The following is a 13,986-nucleotide window of genomic DNA, read 5'->3' as shown; positions in this document are numbered from 1 at the left end:
CAGAATTTCGAGCATCGGCCTGCGGCGGTCGCTCAGGTCGCAGGCTTAATGTTTTGGTTCAAGCGACAGAGATTGGTGGGGTCATACTTGTTTTTTAGCGCGGCCAGCCTCGGATAATTCTCGCCGTAGGCCGCCAGAACGGCTATGCGCGCAGGATGCCGCGGGACGTTCCCGCGCAGGAAATTTTTCGGGACGCATTCTTTCCGGTATGCAGCCCGGATCTGTTCGCAGGAGGCGACCGACAGATCGAGCGCGCCGCCGATCTGCTGCAATACCCGCTCATCCATTTCAATTGGACGAACCGCGACCCGGAAGCGCCGACCTGGCAGCGATGGCTGGCAATCGCACGCTCGATCGATCCCAGCATCCCGAATGCCAACCGGGCATGGGACTTGAGTTTCCGCGAAGAGCTGCACGCGATTGACGCGGTAGCGGCAGGCCAAGGCATCGCTATCTGCAGCGATGTGGTCGTCAGTGGCGAACTCGAGGCTGGCAGGCTGGTCAAGGCACATGATCTCTCTCTGCCAGGCTATGGCTTTTACCTTGCTGGCGTAGCCAATCACCCCCGACAAGCGCATATCGAAGCCTTTTCCGCCTGGGTGAGATCGATAGTCTAAGCATCTGAACGCCGATCTTCCGCATGCTCGTCACAAACGCCCGGCGTAATAAATTGCTAACCACGATCGCCCTGCACCGATTGCCATGCACACTTACCGGCTTCTGGCACAATCGGGCTCCTTGAATTATGAGCACGCTTATTATATATGTCGCTCATGGTTTCCGACGGCATCGACAGATTAGGCTTTTTGATCCACGACGTGCAGCGCCTGATGCGCAAGCGCTTCGAGGCGCGCGCCAGTGGTTTCGGCCTTTCTTCGGCGCAATGGCGGCTTCTGGTACGTGTCGCCAAGGAGGCGGGTGTCGCGCAGGCGCGGCTTGCCGAGCTTCTCGAAATCGAGCCGATCAGCGTCTCGCGTCTTGTCGATCGAATGGAGGAGGGCGGCTGGATCGAGCGCCGTCCCGACGCAACCGACAGGCGAGTGCGCATGATTTTCCCGACCGCCAAGGCGGACGCGGCCTACGCCCACGTCAAGAGCCTTGCCGGCGAGGTCTATGAGGAATCGCTCGTCGGCGTTTCGCCGGAAGATCGCCGCGTCCTGGTCAAGGCGCTGGAAACAATGGTGCAGAATCTTGCAGATGGTGAGACGCCGCCCTCGGAAAAAGTGAAGAATACGGAAGGCGCAGCAACATGAACGCGGTAGCCAAACTAGATGAGAATGCGGCCAAGCTGGAGATGGAAGCTCCCGCGAAGCCGGCGGCAGCTCCGGTAACGGTCGCTCCGCAGGTAGCTCCGGCGCCGGTGGTGCCGAAGAAGAAGCGCCGTGCCGGCCGCTTCCTTTTGATGTTTGTGCTGCCCGCTGCGTTGATCGCCGGCGGCAGCTATGTCTGGGTGACCGGCGGCCGCTATCAGGAGACCGAGAACGCCAATCTGCAGCAGGCCAAGGTGTCGATAGCCGCCGATACGGCGGGCCGCATCGTTCAGGTCGACATTTTCGACAACCAGTCTGTCAAGCAGGGCGACGTGTTGTTCGCCATCGATCCCGAGCCCTATCGGATCGCGTTGGCCCAGGCCGACGCGGCGGTGGCTGGTGCGCGGCTCAATGTCGAGCAACTGCGTGCGGCCTACAGCCAGGCGCTGGCGCAGGAGAAGTCCGACGAAAGCCAGGTCCAGTACGCGCAGTCGCAATATGACCGCGCCGCCGACCTTGCCCAGAAGGGCATCAACGCCAAGTCGTCGCTGGACGAAGCCAAGAACGACCTCGACAAGGCCAAGCAGCAGCTGGCCGTGGCCCAGCAGGGGATCGTCAGCGCCAAGGCGGCACTTGGCGGCAATCCCGACATCGAAACCGACAAGCATCCGACAGTAATGGCGGCGCTCGCCGCACGCGACAAGGCGGCCTACGATCTGGTCCAGACCAAGGTCAAGGCGCCTGCCGACGGCATCATCAGCCAGGCCGCTTCGTTCAAGGTTGGCCAGTATGTCGGTTCGGGCACGCCGCTGTTTTCGCTGGTGGAGACCGGCGACACCTGGGTCGACGCCAATTTCAAGGAAACCCAGCTCACCAACATGAAGCCAGGCCAGAAGGCCGAAATCGTGGTCGATACCTATCCCGGCAAGACCCTCGAAGCCACCGTCAAGGCGATCGGCGCCGGCACCGGGGCCGAGTTCTCGCTGCTGCCTGCGCAGAACGCCACCGGCAACTGGGTCAAGGTCACACAGCGCATTCCGGTCCGCCTGGAATTGGCCGATGCCGACGCCAAGGCGGCGCTGCGCACCGGCATGAGCGCTACGGTCACGGTGGACACCGGCGTTTCCCGCGGGCTGCCGAGCATTTTCCGCGGCGCCACGGCAGGCGAGGCCAAGTAAGGAGGCCGAACAGCGGCCGCATAGCAAACAGTGAGATGGATGCAGGATTGGTCCGAAAGGAGGCGCAGGAAAAGTTGAATGCGTAAACGGGCTGCGCTGTAGCCTACCCTGAGCAGACAATTCCGCGCAGGATCTTCGGTCCTCAGGTTTCCGGGCGGCGGGCGCCCGCTTGTCGAGACGCTCAGTTGATGTAACCCCCACATCGATGCTCGCGTCCCACCGCGATGAGGGTCTCTCTGCAGCGAGGGCCTCGCCGTCCGGAAACCCAATTTACACGTTTTTGTTACCTGCTGGAAGTTTTACGTCATGAGCAGCCCAGAACCCTTTCGCGAAGTACCGCACCGCGGCCTGATCACAGTCGCGCTCATGCTTGCGACGATCATGCAGGCGCTCGACACGACGATCGCCAACGTTGCGCTGCCGACCATGACCGGCGATCTCGGCGCCTCCCCCGACAACATCAACTGGGTGCTGACCTCCTACATCGTTGCCGCGGCGATCATGACGCCGGTGACCGGCTGGCTTGCCGACCGCTTCGGTCGCAAGGAGCTGTTCCTGACGGCCGTGGTCGGCTTCACCGTCTTCTCCATGCTGTGCGGCATCGCCTGGAGCCTGGAGACCATCGTTTTGTTCCGGCTCATGCAAGGTGTGTTCGGCGCTGCCATCGTGCCGCTGTCGCAGACCTTCCTGCTCGACATCAACCCTAGGGAACGCCACGGCCAAGCCATGGCCATCTGGGGCGCCGGCATCATGCTGGGACCGATCCTTGGCCCGACGCTGGGTGGCTGGCTGACCGAGAACTTCAACTGGCGCTGGGTGTTCTTCATCAACCTGCCGGTCGGCATCATCGCCTTCCTCGGCATGGCGGCGTATCTTCCCAGCGTTGCCCGGCGGGTGCGCAGCTTCGATTTCTTCGGCTTCACCATGCTCTCGCTCGGTGTCGGCGCGCTGCAGCTGATGCTCGATCGCGGCGGCGAGGTCGACTGGTTTTCCTCGATCGAGATATGGATCGAGCTCGGTCTTTCCATCACCGGCTTCTGGGTGTTCACCATTCACACATTGACGGCGGAGCACCCCTTTATCGACCCGAAGATCTTCCTCGATCGCAATTTCGTCACCGGGCTGGCGTTCATCTTTGTCATGGGCGTGCTCATCTTGGCGAGCATGTCGCTGCTGCCGCCAATGCTGTCGACCATCTTCGGCTATCCGACCCTCACCATCGGCATTGTCCTGGGACCGCGCGGTGTCGGCACGATGATCGCGATGCTGTTCGTCGGGCGGATCATGCACAGGATCGATGCCAGGATCCTCGTCGTCATCGGCTTTCTGCTGACCGCGCAGTCGCTCTACACGATGTCCAGCTTCTCGCCGCAGATGGACGACTGGCTGATCCTCAGTTCCGGCGTCATCCAGGGCCTGGGAATGGGCATGGTGTTCGTGCCGCTGTCGACCGTAGCCTTCGCCACGCTCGACGCACGCTTCCGCACCGATGCCACGGCGTTGTTCAGCCTGGTGCGCAACCTTGGCTCGTCGATCGGCGTGTCGGTGGTGACGGTTTTGCTGGTACGCAACACGCAGATCAACCATGCCGAGCTTTCGGCCTACATCAACCCGTTCAATCCCAACCTCTGGGCGGCATCGCCGGCAGCGGCGGGCGGCGATCCGACGGCGCTGTCGCTGATGGATCGCATGGTCAATGTCCAGGCGATGATGATCTCCTACGTCAATGACTTCAAGCTGCTGATGATGATGACGCTGCTTGCCATTCCGTTTGTTTTCCTGCTGCGCAAGCCAAAGGCCGCGCCGCCCGCCGGTGGGGCGCCTGCCGCGCATATGGACTAAGCCTCAGGGCTTACGGCAACCACGACCGGCATGAGGCTTCCGTTGGCTGTGCCGGTCGCGTGGCGTTTAGCCAGGTTCACCTGCCATTAGTATATCCGGACCAATATGCACTCGCTTTTGGGTTGAAGGCGAGCCTCCACTGCTTGCCTCAAGCATCAGCGGGAGGAATTGTGTTTGGCCACGAAATCATCCAGGCAAACCGCCGCAGCGCCCGAGTCCGCCAATCTGACGACGCTGGCAAAACTGGCGACTACCTCGTACGAAGTCCTCGAGCGCGAACTTCGCGCCACGATTGCGGCACTTCAGGACCAGGCACTGCGGTTCCAGACCGCGATAGAGAACATCTCGCAAGGCATCTGTTTCTTTGACGCCGATGAACGGCTGATCCTGTGCAACCGACGCTACGCGGAAATCTATCGCCTTGCACCGGAGCAATTGCAGCCGGGTGTGGCGCTGCGCGAAATCGTCGAGCGGCGCGTCGCTGTCGGGACCTCGGCAATGAATGCGGACGCCTATCTGGGGTTGGCCCGGGCAGTCAATTCGGGCACGGCTTCGGGGAACTGGACAGCCGAGCTCGCCGATGGCCGGACAATTCAGGTCTGCCATCAACCGATGCCTGACGGCGGCTGGGTGGCCACGCACGAGGACATCAGCGAGCTCAGCGCCAATCGCTTGGTCGTTGACGAGCGTATCTCCTTGCAGATGCTGATCGACCTGGTGCCTGACTACATGTGGGTGAAGGACACCGAGAGCCGCTTCGTCGTCGCGAACCGAGCCATTGCGTCCGACAGCGGTCGGGACAGTACGAGCGACATGATCGGTCTGAGCGACTTCGACCTTCATGCGCCGGAACTTGCGCAGAAATTTCGCTTCATCGAGCAGCAACTGATGCGCGACGGACAACCGATGATCGACGAGGAAGAGTTCGTCATCGATGCGTCAGGCACCGGCAAATGGTTCCTGTCGACGAAACTGCCGTTGCGCAACGTTCAAAACAACATTTTCGGCCTCGTCGGCATTGCCCGCGACATCACTGCGCGCAAGCAGGCCGAAATCCTGCGCGACGGGCAGGCGCATATCCTCGAGATGATCGCAAAGAGCGCTCCCCTCGAAGATGTGCTCGAGCGGCTCATGCGTCTGGTCGAATCCCAACTGGCGGGGATATTCGGTTCGGTCTTGCTGCTCGACAAGGATGGCAGCCACTTGCGTCACGCCGCCGCGCCCAGCCTGGCGAGAGACTACACCGACGCCGTCGACGGCGCCGCGGTCGGCCCCGGAGCAGGGTCTTGCGGAACCGCAGTCTATCGGCGCGAGCCGGTGATCGTCGCTGACATCATGCGCGATCCGCTTTGGCAGGATTATCGCGAACTCGCGCGGCCGCACGGTTTGCGTTCATGCTGGTCGACCCCGATCCTGTCGCATCAGGGCGCCGTGCTTGGCGTCTTTGCGATGTATTCGATGACGGTGCGCGAACCGACCGAGGCCGAGACTCGCCTCATCGATTTCACCACGCGCATCGCCGGGATCGCCATCGAACGCAAACAGGCCGAAGACCGGATCCACTTCATGGCCAACCATGACGTGCTGACCGGGCTTCCCAATCGCGCCTTGTTGGAGGATCGGCTTTCACAGGCGGTCTTGTACGCCCAGCGATACGATCGCTGGGTGACGGTGGTGTTCATCGATCTGGACAATTTCAAATTCGTCAACGACACGCTCGGCCACAATGCCGGCGACGAGCTTCTGAAGACCGTCGCTAGTCGCATGGTCGACTGCGTAAGGGCGACCGATACCGTCGTGCGGCTTGGCGGTGACGAATTTGTCATCGTGCTGTTCGACCAGCCGGCGAACGTTGATCTCGTTTCCGAGACGTTGCAAAAGCTCAGGGCTGCACTCGCCGAGCCGGTTCGGCTCGGAGCACATCTGGTGCGGGCGACGGCCAGCATCGGCATTGCCAACTATCCCAAGGATGGAACGGATCCCGATACGCTGCTGGCAAATGCCGATGCGGCCATGTATCGCGCCAAGGAGTTCGGCCGCGACAATTTCCAGTTTTACGCTCCGGAGTTCAACACCAGGGCGCATGAAAAATTCGTGCTTCAGGAAGAGTTGCGAAACGCCTTGGCCCGTTCGGAATTCACGCTGCTCTACCAGCCGCAAGTGGACCTTCGGTCAGGTCGGGTTTTTGCGGTCGAGGCGCTGATACGCTGGAACCATCCAACGCTTGGCACGGTAATGCCGACGATGTTCATACCGACCGCCGAGGAGACAGGTCTGATCGTACCGATCGGCGACTGGGTTCTGCGTGAGGCGTGCCGGCAGAACAAAGCCTGGCAAGACGCGGGACTGCCGCCCTTGACCGTTTGCGTGAATGTGTCGGCGCGGCAATTCAGGGAGCGCAACCTGATCGATCGCATCGTCAGCGCGCTGAAGGACAGCGGCCTGGAGGCCAGGTATCTCGAGCTGGAGGTGACCGAGAGCCTGATCATGCAGGATATCGAGCTGGCGGTCGCCACCATGAACGCCCTGCAAGGCCTGGGTGTCCAGATCTCGATCGATGATTTCGGCACCGGCTATTCCAGCCTCAGCGCACTCAAGACCTTTCCCGTGGCGCGGCTGAAGATCGACAAGTCCTTCATCAAGGATCTCGCCGCCGATGAGAACGATCAGGCTGTGGCCAGCGCGGTGATTTCATTGGGGCAAAATCTCAACCTGAGGGTCATCGCCGAGGGCGTTGAGACAGATGATCAGGTTGCTTTCCTGCGCAGGAACAATTGCGACGAAATGCAGGGCTATCATTTCAGCAGGCCGGTTTGCGCGCAGGACATCGAGGAATTGCTCGGCGGCGGCCGCAAAGACTGACGGATCGGTCGCCAGCAGGCTTCCGCCGACCAAATGGCGGAAGTTATCTGCCGAGCACAAGGCACCAGTAGCGAAGCGTGCTGTCGCGGCCGTCGCGCACGTAAGCGAGACCGAAGCGGGTGAAGCGCGGGTCGAGCATGTTGCGGCGGTGGCCTGGCGAATGCACCCAGATATCGAACAGCTTCTGCTGGTCGAAGCGGCCTTCGGCGATGTTTTCGGCGGCAGCGCCGGCAATGCCATTGTCTTTGACGCGCGAGGCAAAGTCCTTGCCCCAGCCGGTGGTGTGGTTCATTCGGCGGCCGCGCGCCATATAGCCGGCCTGCTGCAGTGCCGCCTGCTCGAGCCGGGCATCGGGGACAAGCGGCCCGAGACCCGCCGAAGCGCGGATGCCGGCCAGCGTGCCAGCGGCGGAGGCAGAGACACCGGCGCCTTCGCCGGTGGGCAGCACGGTGGCGCAGGCGACGAGCCCGGCAAGGGCGCCAAGGCCGGCAGCTCTGAGCAGCACGCGCCTACTTAGGCTTGGTTGGGCCCCATAATTTTCGATTTTCGTAACGGTCATGCCCGCCTGACATAAGCGCGATCATGGCTTTTGCCGGGCAGGGCGGTGAAAATGCGTGATGATGGTTTCCGGCTCGATACCAGTCGGGCATTCACGGACAGACAGTTTCTTTTTCCCCATCTCTGCGGCTTCACGAGCGCTGACGAGGTATCCTCGGTTGCAAATTTTCTCTGGGGGATATCGCTTGCAGTGACGACCGCAGCGATTCGTACGCCTGAGCACCAAGCAGCCTCCGGTATTGGTCTTCGAGACGCTGATTGAAATCGTGGACGATCCGGATCACCGCAAGCGCCGCGTCAGTTGCAACGATTAATTTGGCCCGTCGGTCGTTCGGATCATGCGAGCGCCGAACATAACCGAGGCGCTCCAGTTCATCGATCAACTCACCCATCGATGCTTTGCCAATGCCCGCACGCTCCGCGAGGACGCTGGGTCGGGTTCCCTCCGCGTCGATGTTGGCGAATACAGCGCCGTGTTTGGGCTTGATTGCCGAATGGCCGCTCTCCCGGAGAACCTGGACCAAAGCGCTCGCCGACGATTGATAAGCATAGAGAAGCAGAGATTGCGTGTATGGCTGATTATCCATCTTTCCAAACTTATATGGTGCCCATATAGTATGGCAACCGAACTATATGGCAGGAGGTCAGCATGGCTACCGGCAACGTCCGAACTGAAGGGGTGGAAAGTGTCGCGCACAAGCTGATCGAAGCTTGGAATCGTCACGATGCTCGCGCCTTTGCCGCCGTATTCGCGGCAGATGCCGAATTTACAAACGTCTTCGGTATGCAGGCGACTGGACGTGACAGGATCGAGCAGTTCCATGCCCCAATTTTTGAGAAGATGTTCAAGCACAGCCACCTATCCGCCGAAAGCGTGCGGAACAGGCTTGTTCGCCCTGATGTTGCCACGCTCGACCTGCGGTGGTCCATGACTGGCGCACTCGATCCGATGGGAAACGAATGGCCGCGTCGGCGCGGATTAATCAGCGTAGTGGCGACGCGGGATCACGATGAATGGTTGATTGCAACGATGCACAATATGGAACTTGGGGACGATCAAATGGCAAAGTCTCAGGAGAAACTTCAAGAGGATAAGTAGGCTCTTCATTCACGTCAGAATCGAAAGCGACAGCCATCCAGCATGATCAGCCGATCTGATCGGGCAATGAGATCGAACGGCGGGTCAGGTGAATCGGGATTGGCGAGCCATGCTACAGGAGTTGGTGCTGGATGGCCCGCGCCTTGCCCGGTTTGGCCGGCCACAATGGCGCGCCCCATAAGCCGGTCGCTTGGTCTTGCGGAATCTAATGTATGAACGGCTTGGCGCGCGCTGGGCTCGCCGGCAGTTCTTTGCAGCGCGGTGATCGCCGGTCGGCTATTCCGCCGCCACAAGTTTGGTTTCCGGCGTCGATGAAACCCGGCCGGCCCGATCGTCTTCGGTATGTTCCCACCAGTCGCCCAGGGCGTCGATAAGCGGCACAAGCTTGAGGCCGGGCTCCGTGAGGTCGTAATCCACACGTAGTGGATAGCCGGCGTGCGCCGTTCGCCGCACGATCCCGGCTTCCTCCAGCTTGCGCAGTTCCAGCGCCAGGATGCGGTGCGACACTGCCGGGTTGTCACGCCTCAAATCGCTGAAGCGCTTGGTACCATCCTTGAGATAATAGAGCAGCAAGGTGGGCCAGCGACCGCTGAGCACACGCATGGTCTCCTCGATCGGGCAGCGTGAGACGACATCCTTCATGGCGGGGACCTGGTTACAGAATAGTGCCTAATTTACATGGGGCGACCAGCGTTTAGGGTCAAGTTTCGCTGCGCAGCGTGACCCCTAACATGGAAGAGACAAAGAAATGGAACCTATTCTCCTTTACGGCTTCCCGCTGGGAAGTTCGATGGGGCTTGTCGCTGCTTTTGAACGCCTCGGACAACCCTATCGCCTGTGTCGTGTCGACATGCTCACTGAGATGAAGAACGACGCCTATGCCAGCATCAACGGCCGTCAGGAAACGCCGGTATTGATCACGGACGAGGGCAGGGTGCTCACCGAGACCATGGCGATTGCCGCCTGGCTCGAAGCCCGCGATACGCAACGCCGTATCAGCTTCGATCCTCGCTCGCCGGAGGCCGACCGGATGCACCAGCTGGTCGCCTTCATAAACACCGGCTTCACCGCCGCCTTCACCCCGCTCTGGGCGGCATATGAAATGGAGTCGGCCGAACCGGTGCTGCTGGCGACTTTGCGTGATTTCGGCCGCAAGGTCGTTACCAACCGCCATAACCAGCTTGAGGCGATGATCCTCGACACGGATTTCCTGATCGGCGAGCGGCTGACGCTTGCCGACACCACGTTGATCGGCGTGGCGCGCTGGGCAGAATTCCACCAGGCGGTCGACGGCGCCGCTTACCCGAAGCTGGCGGCGCTACGCCGCCGCATCGAAGCCGATCCGGCCGTGCAATACGCGCTCGCTGTCGAAGCTGGCGAAAAGCCCGCCGGGTCAGGCGCTTGCTTCGGTCACTTGCCGCTGGGCGAGGTGATCGATCGCTTCGCGGCGTAACTGTTCGCTCAGCGCCCGGCGCCCCGGCGCCGGGCGCTGGCGACAAGCACGCCCAGATCGGCTATCATGTCACCGTTCTTGAAGTGGCAGCTGCGGGCGGCCATCCTGGCGGTGACCGCTCCGACACACGGGAGAAAGGTTATGGCCAGCTTTCATGTCATGGCTGATGCACGTGGAATGCATGTACAGCCCAAGGTGCGCCGCATCAGCACCGAGGATCTGATTGATGCGCTCCGTCTCGGCGTCGAGGATTTCTGGGCCAAGCCGTCGCATTATGTGTTCCTGTGCCTGATCTATCCGGTGGTCGGCCTGATCCTGACGCAATGGACCTCGGGCTCGAACGCCATCCAGCTCATCTATCCGCTGATGTCCGGCTTCGCTTTGGTCGGTCCGTTCGCGGCTATCGGCCTTTACGAAATCAGCCGCCGGCGCGAGTTCGGCATGGATACATCCTGGTGGCATGCGCTCGACGTGCGCCACTCGCCGGCGCTCCCCGCGATTGCAGTCATCGGTATCATGCTGCTGGTACTGTTCCTGCTCTGGCTGTTCACCGCGCAATCGATCTACACCAGCCTGTACGGCAATCAGCCTCCGGCCTCTATTGCCGGCTTTGTTCGCGAGGTGCTGACGACCAGCAAGGGCTGGACGCTGATCCTGCTCGGCAACCTGGCCGGGTTCGCCTTCGCCGCGATCGTGCTGGCGACGACCGTCGTCGCCTTTCCGCTGCTGCTGGACCGCGATGTCGGCGCGGTCTCGGCAGTCGAGACGTCGGCGCGCGCCGTCCTGACAAACCCGCTACAGATGGCGCTGTGGGGCCTGATGGTCGCCGTGCTCCTGGTCATCGGCTCGATCCCGCTATTTGCCGGGCTTGCCGTCGTCATGCCCATCCTTGGCCACGCGACCTGGCATCTTTATCGCAGGGTGGTCGAACCGGAGCGGGCGGAGCAGGTCAGGCGGCCGATGTAGGACCGATCAGCGTTGCGCGTCGGTTGCCATCTTGACGGCCAGCGCGGTCAGCACCGTGCCCATCATCCAGCGCTGGATCACCATCCATAAGGGCCGCCCGGCGAAGAAAACTGCGATCGAGCCGGCCGTCACCGCGATGATGGCGTTGACGGTCAGGCTGATCGCGACCTGCGTGGCACCGAGCACTAGAAGCTGCGACAGCACGTGGCCCTTGCCGGGGCTGATGAATTGCGGCAGCAGCGACAGATAGAGCACTGCCACCTTCGGGTTGAGCAGGTTGGTCATCAGGCCCATCGCGAACAGCTTGCGCGGCCTGTCTTTCGGCAGTTCGCGGATATGGAAGGGCGAGCGCCCGCCGGGCTTCACCGCTTGCCAGGCGAGCCACAGCAAATAGAGCGCGCCGGCAAGGCGCAGCACATCATAGGCAAAGGGTACGGCGAGCAGCAGCGCGGTGATGCCGAACGCCGCCGACAGCACATAGAACAAGAAACCGAGCGCCACGCCGCCCAGCGAGATCAGCCCGGCCTTCGGCCCCTGCGACAGCGAGCGCGAGATCAGATAGATCATGTTCGGGCCGGGCGTCAGCACCATGCCGAGGCAGACCAGCGCGAAGGCAAGGTGGTTGGCGGGTTCAGGCAAGAGCGCGCCTCCGGATGGGAACACTCACCACATGCTTCCATCATCCGCAAGGGCATGAGGGCAGGAGCCTTTGCGCCAGTGCGCCGGGCCTCCTGCCTTAGTTCCCGGACGACAATTTTGCGGACACAATGAAAGCTGGTGACAGGGCGAAGCGCTTCGGTTAATCCGGGCCGGCCGCTACGGACCGTCGGTCGCGGCGCTTGCAAGCATCATGGTACAGGGACAACGGCATGGCGGATTCGCCCGACATCATCGGTTCGCTCGCAGACTTGTCGGGAGCCTATTCAGCCATACTGTGCGACGTCTGGGGCGTGGTGCACAATGGCGAATGGCATTTCCCGGCGGCGGCTGCCGCGCTGATCGCTGCTCGCGCGGCGAGAATACCTGTCGTGCTGATCACCAATTCGCCGCGCCGCAGCGCCGACGTGGTGGCGCAGATGAACGCCATCGGCGTTCCTCCCGCTGCCTATGACCGTGTCGTAACGTCCGGCGACGTTACCCGCGATCTGATCGCCGAAGGGCCGCGAAAGATCTTCCATATAGGCGCCGATCGGGATTTCACGCTCTATGAGGGCCTCGACGTCGAGCTCGTCGAGGAGTTCGAAGCATCCGGCGTGGTCTGCACCGGCCTGTTCGACGACGAGGTGGAGAAGCCGGAAGATTATGCCGATCTTCTGCGGCGGCTGCGTGCCAGGAACCTGCCCTTCATCTGCGCCAATCCCGACATCGTCGTCGAGCGCGGCGAACGCATGATCTGGTGCGCAGGCGCTTTGGCCCGCGAATACGCACAGCTTGGCGGACGCACGCTGATCGCCGGCAAGCCGTACGCGCCGGTCTATGACGTCGCCATGAAGGAGGTCGCCGTCATTCTCGGCCGCCCGGTCGAGCGTTCGCAAGTTCTGGCCATCGGCGACGGCATGATGACCGACATCAAGGGCGCGGCCGACAATGGCTTCGACGTGCTCTACGTATCGGGCGGCATCCATGCCCGCGATTACGGTGAGACGCTGCAGCCGGATCCGGCCAGGCTCGCGGCCTTTCTGGAAAAATACGGCTACAGGCCGGTCGCGGTGATTCCCAGACTGCAATAGGTTCAAGCCATGACGGCAATGTTCGAACGCATTTCCGCAACCGCACCGCTGCCGGCCCATCTGCGCGGCGGCGTGGTGGCTATCGGCAATTTCGACGGCGTCCACCGCGGCCACCAGGCGGTGCTCGAACGCGCGCGCGCCGAAGCGGAGCGTCGCGGCGTACCCGCCCTGGTGCTGACCTTCGTACCGCATCCGCGAAAGGTTTTCAGGCCGGACATGCCGTTGTTCGTGCTGACACCGCCGCCGATGAAGGCGCGGCTGTTGTCGCATCTGGGCTTTGCGGCGCTGGTCGAGCAGCCGTTCACACGCGAGTTCGCCTCCTTGTCGGCGGAGGCTTTCGTCACCGGCGTGCTCGAGCGCAACCTCGGCATAAGCCACGCCGTCACCGGCTTCGATTTCCATTTCGGCAAGGACCGCCAGGGCGGTCCGGCCTATCTGATGGCTGCCGGCGAGCGCCACGGCTTCGGCGTCACGCTGGTCGATGCGTTTCGCGACGAAAGCGCCGAGGTGGTGTCGTCGAGCCGCATACGCACGCTGCTGTGCGAGGGCAATGTGGCCGAGGCCGCCGGCTTGCTCGGCTACCGTTTCACCGTCGAGGCGGAGGTGATCGGCGGCCAGCAGCTCGGCCGGACACTCGGCTTTCCGACCGCAAACATGAGGCTTTCGCCGGAAGCCACCCTCAAGGAAGGGATTTATGCCGTCCGCTTCCGCCGCGCCGACGGTTCCCTTCATGATGGCGTCGCCAGCTTCGGCCGCCGGCCGACGGTCGACGACAATGGCGCGCCATTGCTGGAGACCTTCGTCTTCGACTTTTCCGGCGACCTCTATGGCGAGATTTGTGCCGTGTCCTTCTTCGGCTACCTGCGCTCGGAGGTGAAGTTCGACGGGCTTGACGCGCTGGTCGCCCAGATGAAGCGTGACGAGGCCGAGGCGAAGGCACTGCTCGCCGGCGTCAGGCCGCTTTCCGGGCTGGACCGCGCGATCGCGTTTTGACAACCCGCGCCGTCGTCGTCCGCGTCGCTTCGCCCTGGGATGACGAAGCTGGGGA

15 protein-coding genes are annotated in these 13,986 nt (G+C 62.1%); 10 read left to right on the top strand and 5 right to left on the bottom strand.

Features of this window, described 5'->3' with window-relative positions; all coding sequences use genetic code 11:
* Window positions 1–32 precede the first annotated feature (32 nt).
* The gene (locus tag NKI79_RS15680) at window positions 33–272 is read right to left on the bottom strand and encodes a BBE domain-containing protein (protein ID WP_352479890.1); all 240 of its coding nucleotides are present in this window, start codon (window positions 270–272) and stop codon (window positions 33–35) included.
* Between NKI79_RS15680 and NKI79_RS15675 the strand changes: the two genes are divergently transcribed.
* The 5 genes from NKI79_RS15675 to NKI79_RS15655 all read left to right on the top strand — a co-directional run bounded on the left by NKI79_RS15675 (window position 156) and on the right by NKI79_RS15655 (window position 7,132).
* Window positions 156–617, top strand: a complete 462-nt coding sequence (locus NKI79_RS15675) for a LysR substrate-binding domain-containing protein (RefSeq protein ID WP_352479891.1) — start codon at window positions 156–158, stop codon at window positions 615–617. The two genes, NKI79_RS15680 and NKI79_RS15675, sit on opposite strands and share 117 nt — an antisense overlap.
* A gap of 156 nt (window positions 618–773) precedes the next feature.
* Complete coding sequence (locus NKI79_RS15670) at window positions 774–1,253, top strand: MarR family winged helix-turn-helix transcriptional regulator (RefSeq protein ID WP_352802666.1); 480 nt, start codon at window positions 774–776, stop codon at window positions 1,251–1,253.
* The gene (locus NKI79_RS15665; protein WP_352802559.1) at window positions 1,250–2,428 is read left to right on the top strand and encodes an HlyD family secretion protein; all 1,179 of its coding nucleotides are present in this window, start codon (window positions 1,250–1,252) and stop codon (window positions 2,426–2,428) included. Before NKI79_RS15670 ends, NKI79_RS15665 begins: the two co-directional genes overlap by 4 nt.
* Window positions 2,429–2,734: 306 nt before the next feature.
* The gene (locus NKI79_RS15660; protein ID WP_352479893.1) at window positions 2,735–4,270 is read left to right on the top strand and encodes a DHA2 family efflux MFS transporter permease subunit; all 1,536 of its coding nucleotides are present in this window, start codon (window positions 2,735–2,737) and stop codon (window positions 4,268–4,270) included.
* Between the two features lie 174 nt (window positions 4,271–4,444).
* Window positions 4,445–7,132 (top strand): EAL domain-containing protein, encoded by a 2,688-nt coding sequence (locus NKI79_RS15655; protein WP_352802556.1) that lies wholly within the window; start codon window positions 4,445–4,447, stop codon window positions 7,130–7,132.
* Window positions 7,133–7,175: 43 nt separating this feature from the next.
* Here the strand turns inward: NKI79_RS15655 and NKI79_RS15650 are convergent, their stop codons facing one another.
* Entirely contained in the window at window positions 7,176–7,691 is a 516-nt protein-coding gene (locus NKI79_RS15650; RefSeq protein ID WP_352479895.1) for a CAP domain-containing protein, read from the bottom strand.
* 130 nt (window positions 7,692–7,821) lie between these two features.
* Complete coding sequence (locus tag NKI79_RS15645; RefSeq protein ID WP_352703362.1) at window positions 7,822–8,277, bottom strand: MarR family winged helix-turn-helix transcriptional regulator; 456 nt, start codon at window positions 8,275–8,277, stop codon at window positions 7,822–7,824.
* 62 nt (window positions 8,278–8,339) lie between these two features.
* On the opposite strand from NKI79_RS15645, the gene NKI79_RS15640 reads away from it, so the two are divergent.
* Window positions 8,340–8,789: an SgcJ/EcaC family oxidoreductase gene (locus NKI79_RS15640; protein ID WP_352802554.1), complete on the top strand. Its 450-nt coding sequence runs from the start codon at window positions 8,340–8,342 to the stop codon at window positions 8,787–8,789.
* Between the two features lie 276 nt (window positions 8,790–9,065).
* Here NKI79_RS15640 and NKI79_RS15635 read toward each other — a convergent pair whose 3' ends face one another.
* The gene (locus tag NKI79_RS15635; RefSeq protein ID WP_352703357.1) at window positions 9,066–9,431 is read right to left on the bottom strand and encodes a winged helix-turn-helix transcriptional regulator; all 366 of its coding nucleotides are present in this window, start codon (window positions 9,429–9,431) and stop codon (window positions 9,066–9,068) included.
* A gap of 106 nt (window positions 9,432–9,537) precedes the next feature.
* Between NKI79_RS15635 and NKI79_RS15630 the strand changes: the two genes are divergently transcribed.
* The gene (locus NKI79_RS15630; protein ID WP_352802550.1) at window positions 9,538–10,242 is read left to right on the top strand and encodes a glutathione S-transferase family protein; all 705 of its coding nucleotides are present in this window, start codon (window positions 9,538–9,540) and stop codon (window positions 10,240–10,242) included.
* A gap of 141 nt (window positions 10,243–10,383) precedes the next feature.
* Window positions 10,384–11,208, top strand: a complete 825-nt coding sequence (locus NKI79_RS15625; protein ID WP_352802547.1) for a DUF2189 domain-containing protein — start codon at window positions 10,384–10,386, stop codon at window positions 11,206–11,208.
* Between the two features lie 6 nt (window positions 11,209–11,214).
* Here NKI79_RS15625 and NKI79_RS15620 read toward each other — a convergent pair whose 3' ends face one another.
* Window positions 11,215–11,847: a LysE family translocator gene (locus tag NKI79_RS15620; protein ID WP_352802544.1), complete on the bottom strand. Its 633-nt coding sequence runs from the start codon at window positions 11,845–11,847 to the stop codon at window positions 11,215–11,217.
* A gap of 230 nt (window positions 11,848–12,077) precedes the next feature.
* Between NKI79_RS15620 and NKI79_RS15615 the strand changes: the two genes are divergently transcribed.
* Window positions 12,078–12,938: a TIGR01459 family HAD-type hydrolase gene (locus tag NKI79_RS15615; RefSeq protein WP_254817424.1), complete on the top strand. Its 861-nt coding sequence runs from the start codon at window positions 12,078–12,080 to the stop codon at window positions 12,936–12,938.
* Between the two features lie 9 nt (window positions 12,939–12,947).
* Window positions 12,948–13,931 (top strand): bifunctional riboflavin kinase/FAD synthetase, encoded by a 984-nt coding sequence (locus NKI79_RS15610; RefSeq protein WP_254817425.1) that lies wholly within the window; start codon window positions 12,948–12,950, stop codon window positions 13,929–13,931.
* Window positions 13,932–13,986 lie beyond the last annotated feature (55 nt).

It is taken from the genome of Mesorhizobium sp. M0340 (assembly GCF_040321535.1).
GTDB lineage: Bacteria > Pseudomonadota > Alphaproteobacteria > Rhizobiales > Rhizobiaceae > Mesorhizobium.
This window is presented reverse-complemented; position numbering and strand designations above follow the sequence as displayed.

Coding starts and splice junctions, on each gene's coding strand:
- NKI79_RS15675 (WP_352479891.1), top strand. CDS start 156: ATGCCGCGGGACGTTCCCGCGCAGGAAATTTTTCGGGACGCATTCTTT.
- NKI79_RS15670 (WP_352802666.1), top strand. CDS start 774: ATGGTTTCCGACGGCATCGACAGATTAGGCTTTTTGATCCACGACGTG.
- NKI79_RS15665 (WP_352802559.1), top strand. CDS start 1,250: ATGAACGCGGTAGCCAAACTAGATGAGAATGCGGCCAAGCTGGAGATG.
- NKI79_RS15660 (WP_352479893.1), top strand. CDS start 2,735: ATGAGCAGCCCAGAACCCTTTCGCGAAGTACCGCACCGCGGCCTGATC.
- NKI79_RS15650 (WP_352479895.1), bottom strand. CDS start 7,691: ATGACCGTTACGAAAATCGAAAATTATGGGGCCCAACCAAGCCTAAGT.
- NKI79_RS15645 (WP_352703362.1), bottom strand. CDS start 8,277: ATGGATAATCAGCCATACACGCAATCTCTGCTTCTCTATGCTTATCAA.
- NKI79_RS15640 (WP_352802554.1), top strand. CDS start 8,340: ATGGCTACCGGCAACGTCCGAACTGAAGGGGTGGAAAGTGTCGCGCAC.
- NKI79_RS15635 (WP_352703357.1), bottom strand. CDS start 9,431: ATGAAGGATGTCGTCTCACGCTGCCCGATCGAGGAGACCATGCGTGTG.
- NKI79_RS15630 (WP_352802550.1), top strand. CDS start 9,538: ATGGAACCTATTCTCCTTTACGGCTTCCCGCTGGGAAGTTCGATGGGG.
- NKI79_RS15625 (WP_352802547.1), top strand. CDS start 10,384: ATGGCCAGCTTTCATGTCATGGCTGATGCACGTGGAATGCATGTACAG.
- NKI79_RS15615 (WP_254817424.1), top strand. CDS start 12,078: ATGGCGGATTCGCCCGACATCATCGGTTCGCTCGCAGACTTGTCGGGA.
- NKI79_RS15610 (WP_254817425.1), top strand. CDS start 12,948: ATGACGGCAATGTTCGAACGCATTTCCGCAACCGCACCGCTGCCGGCC.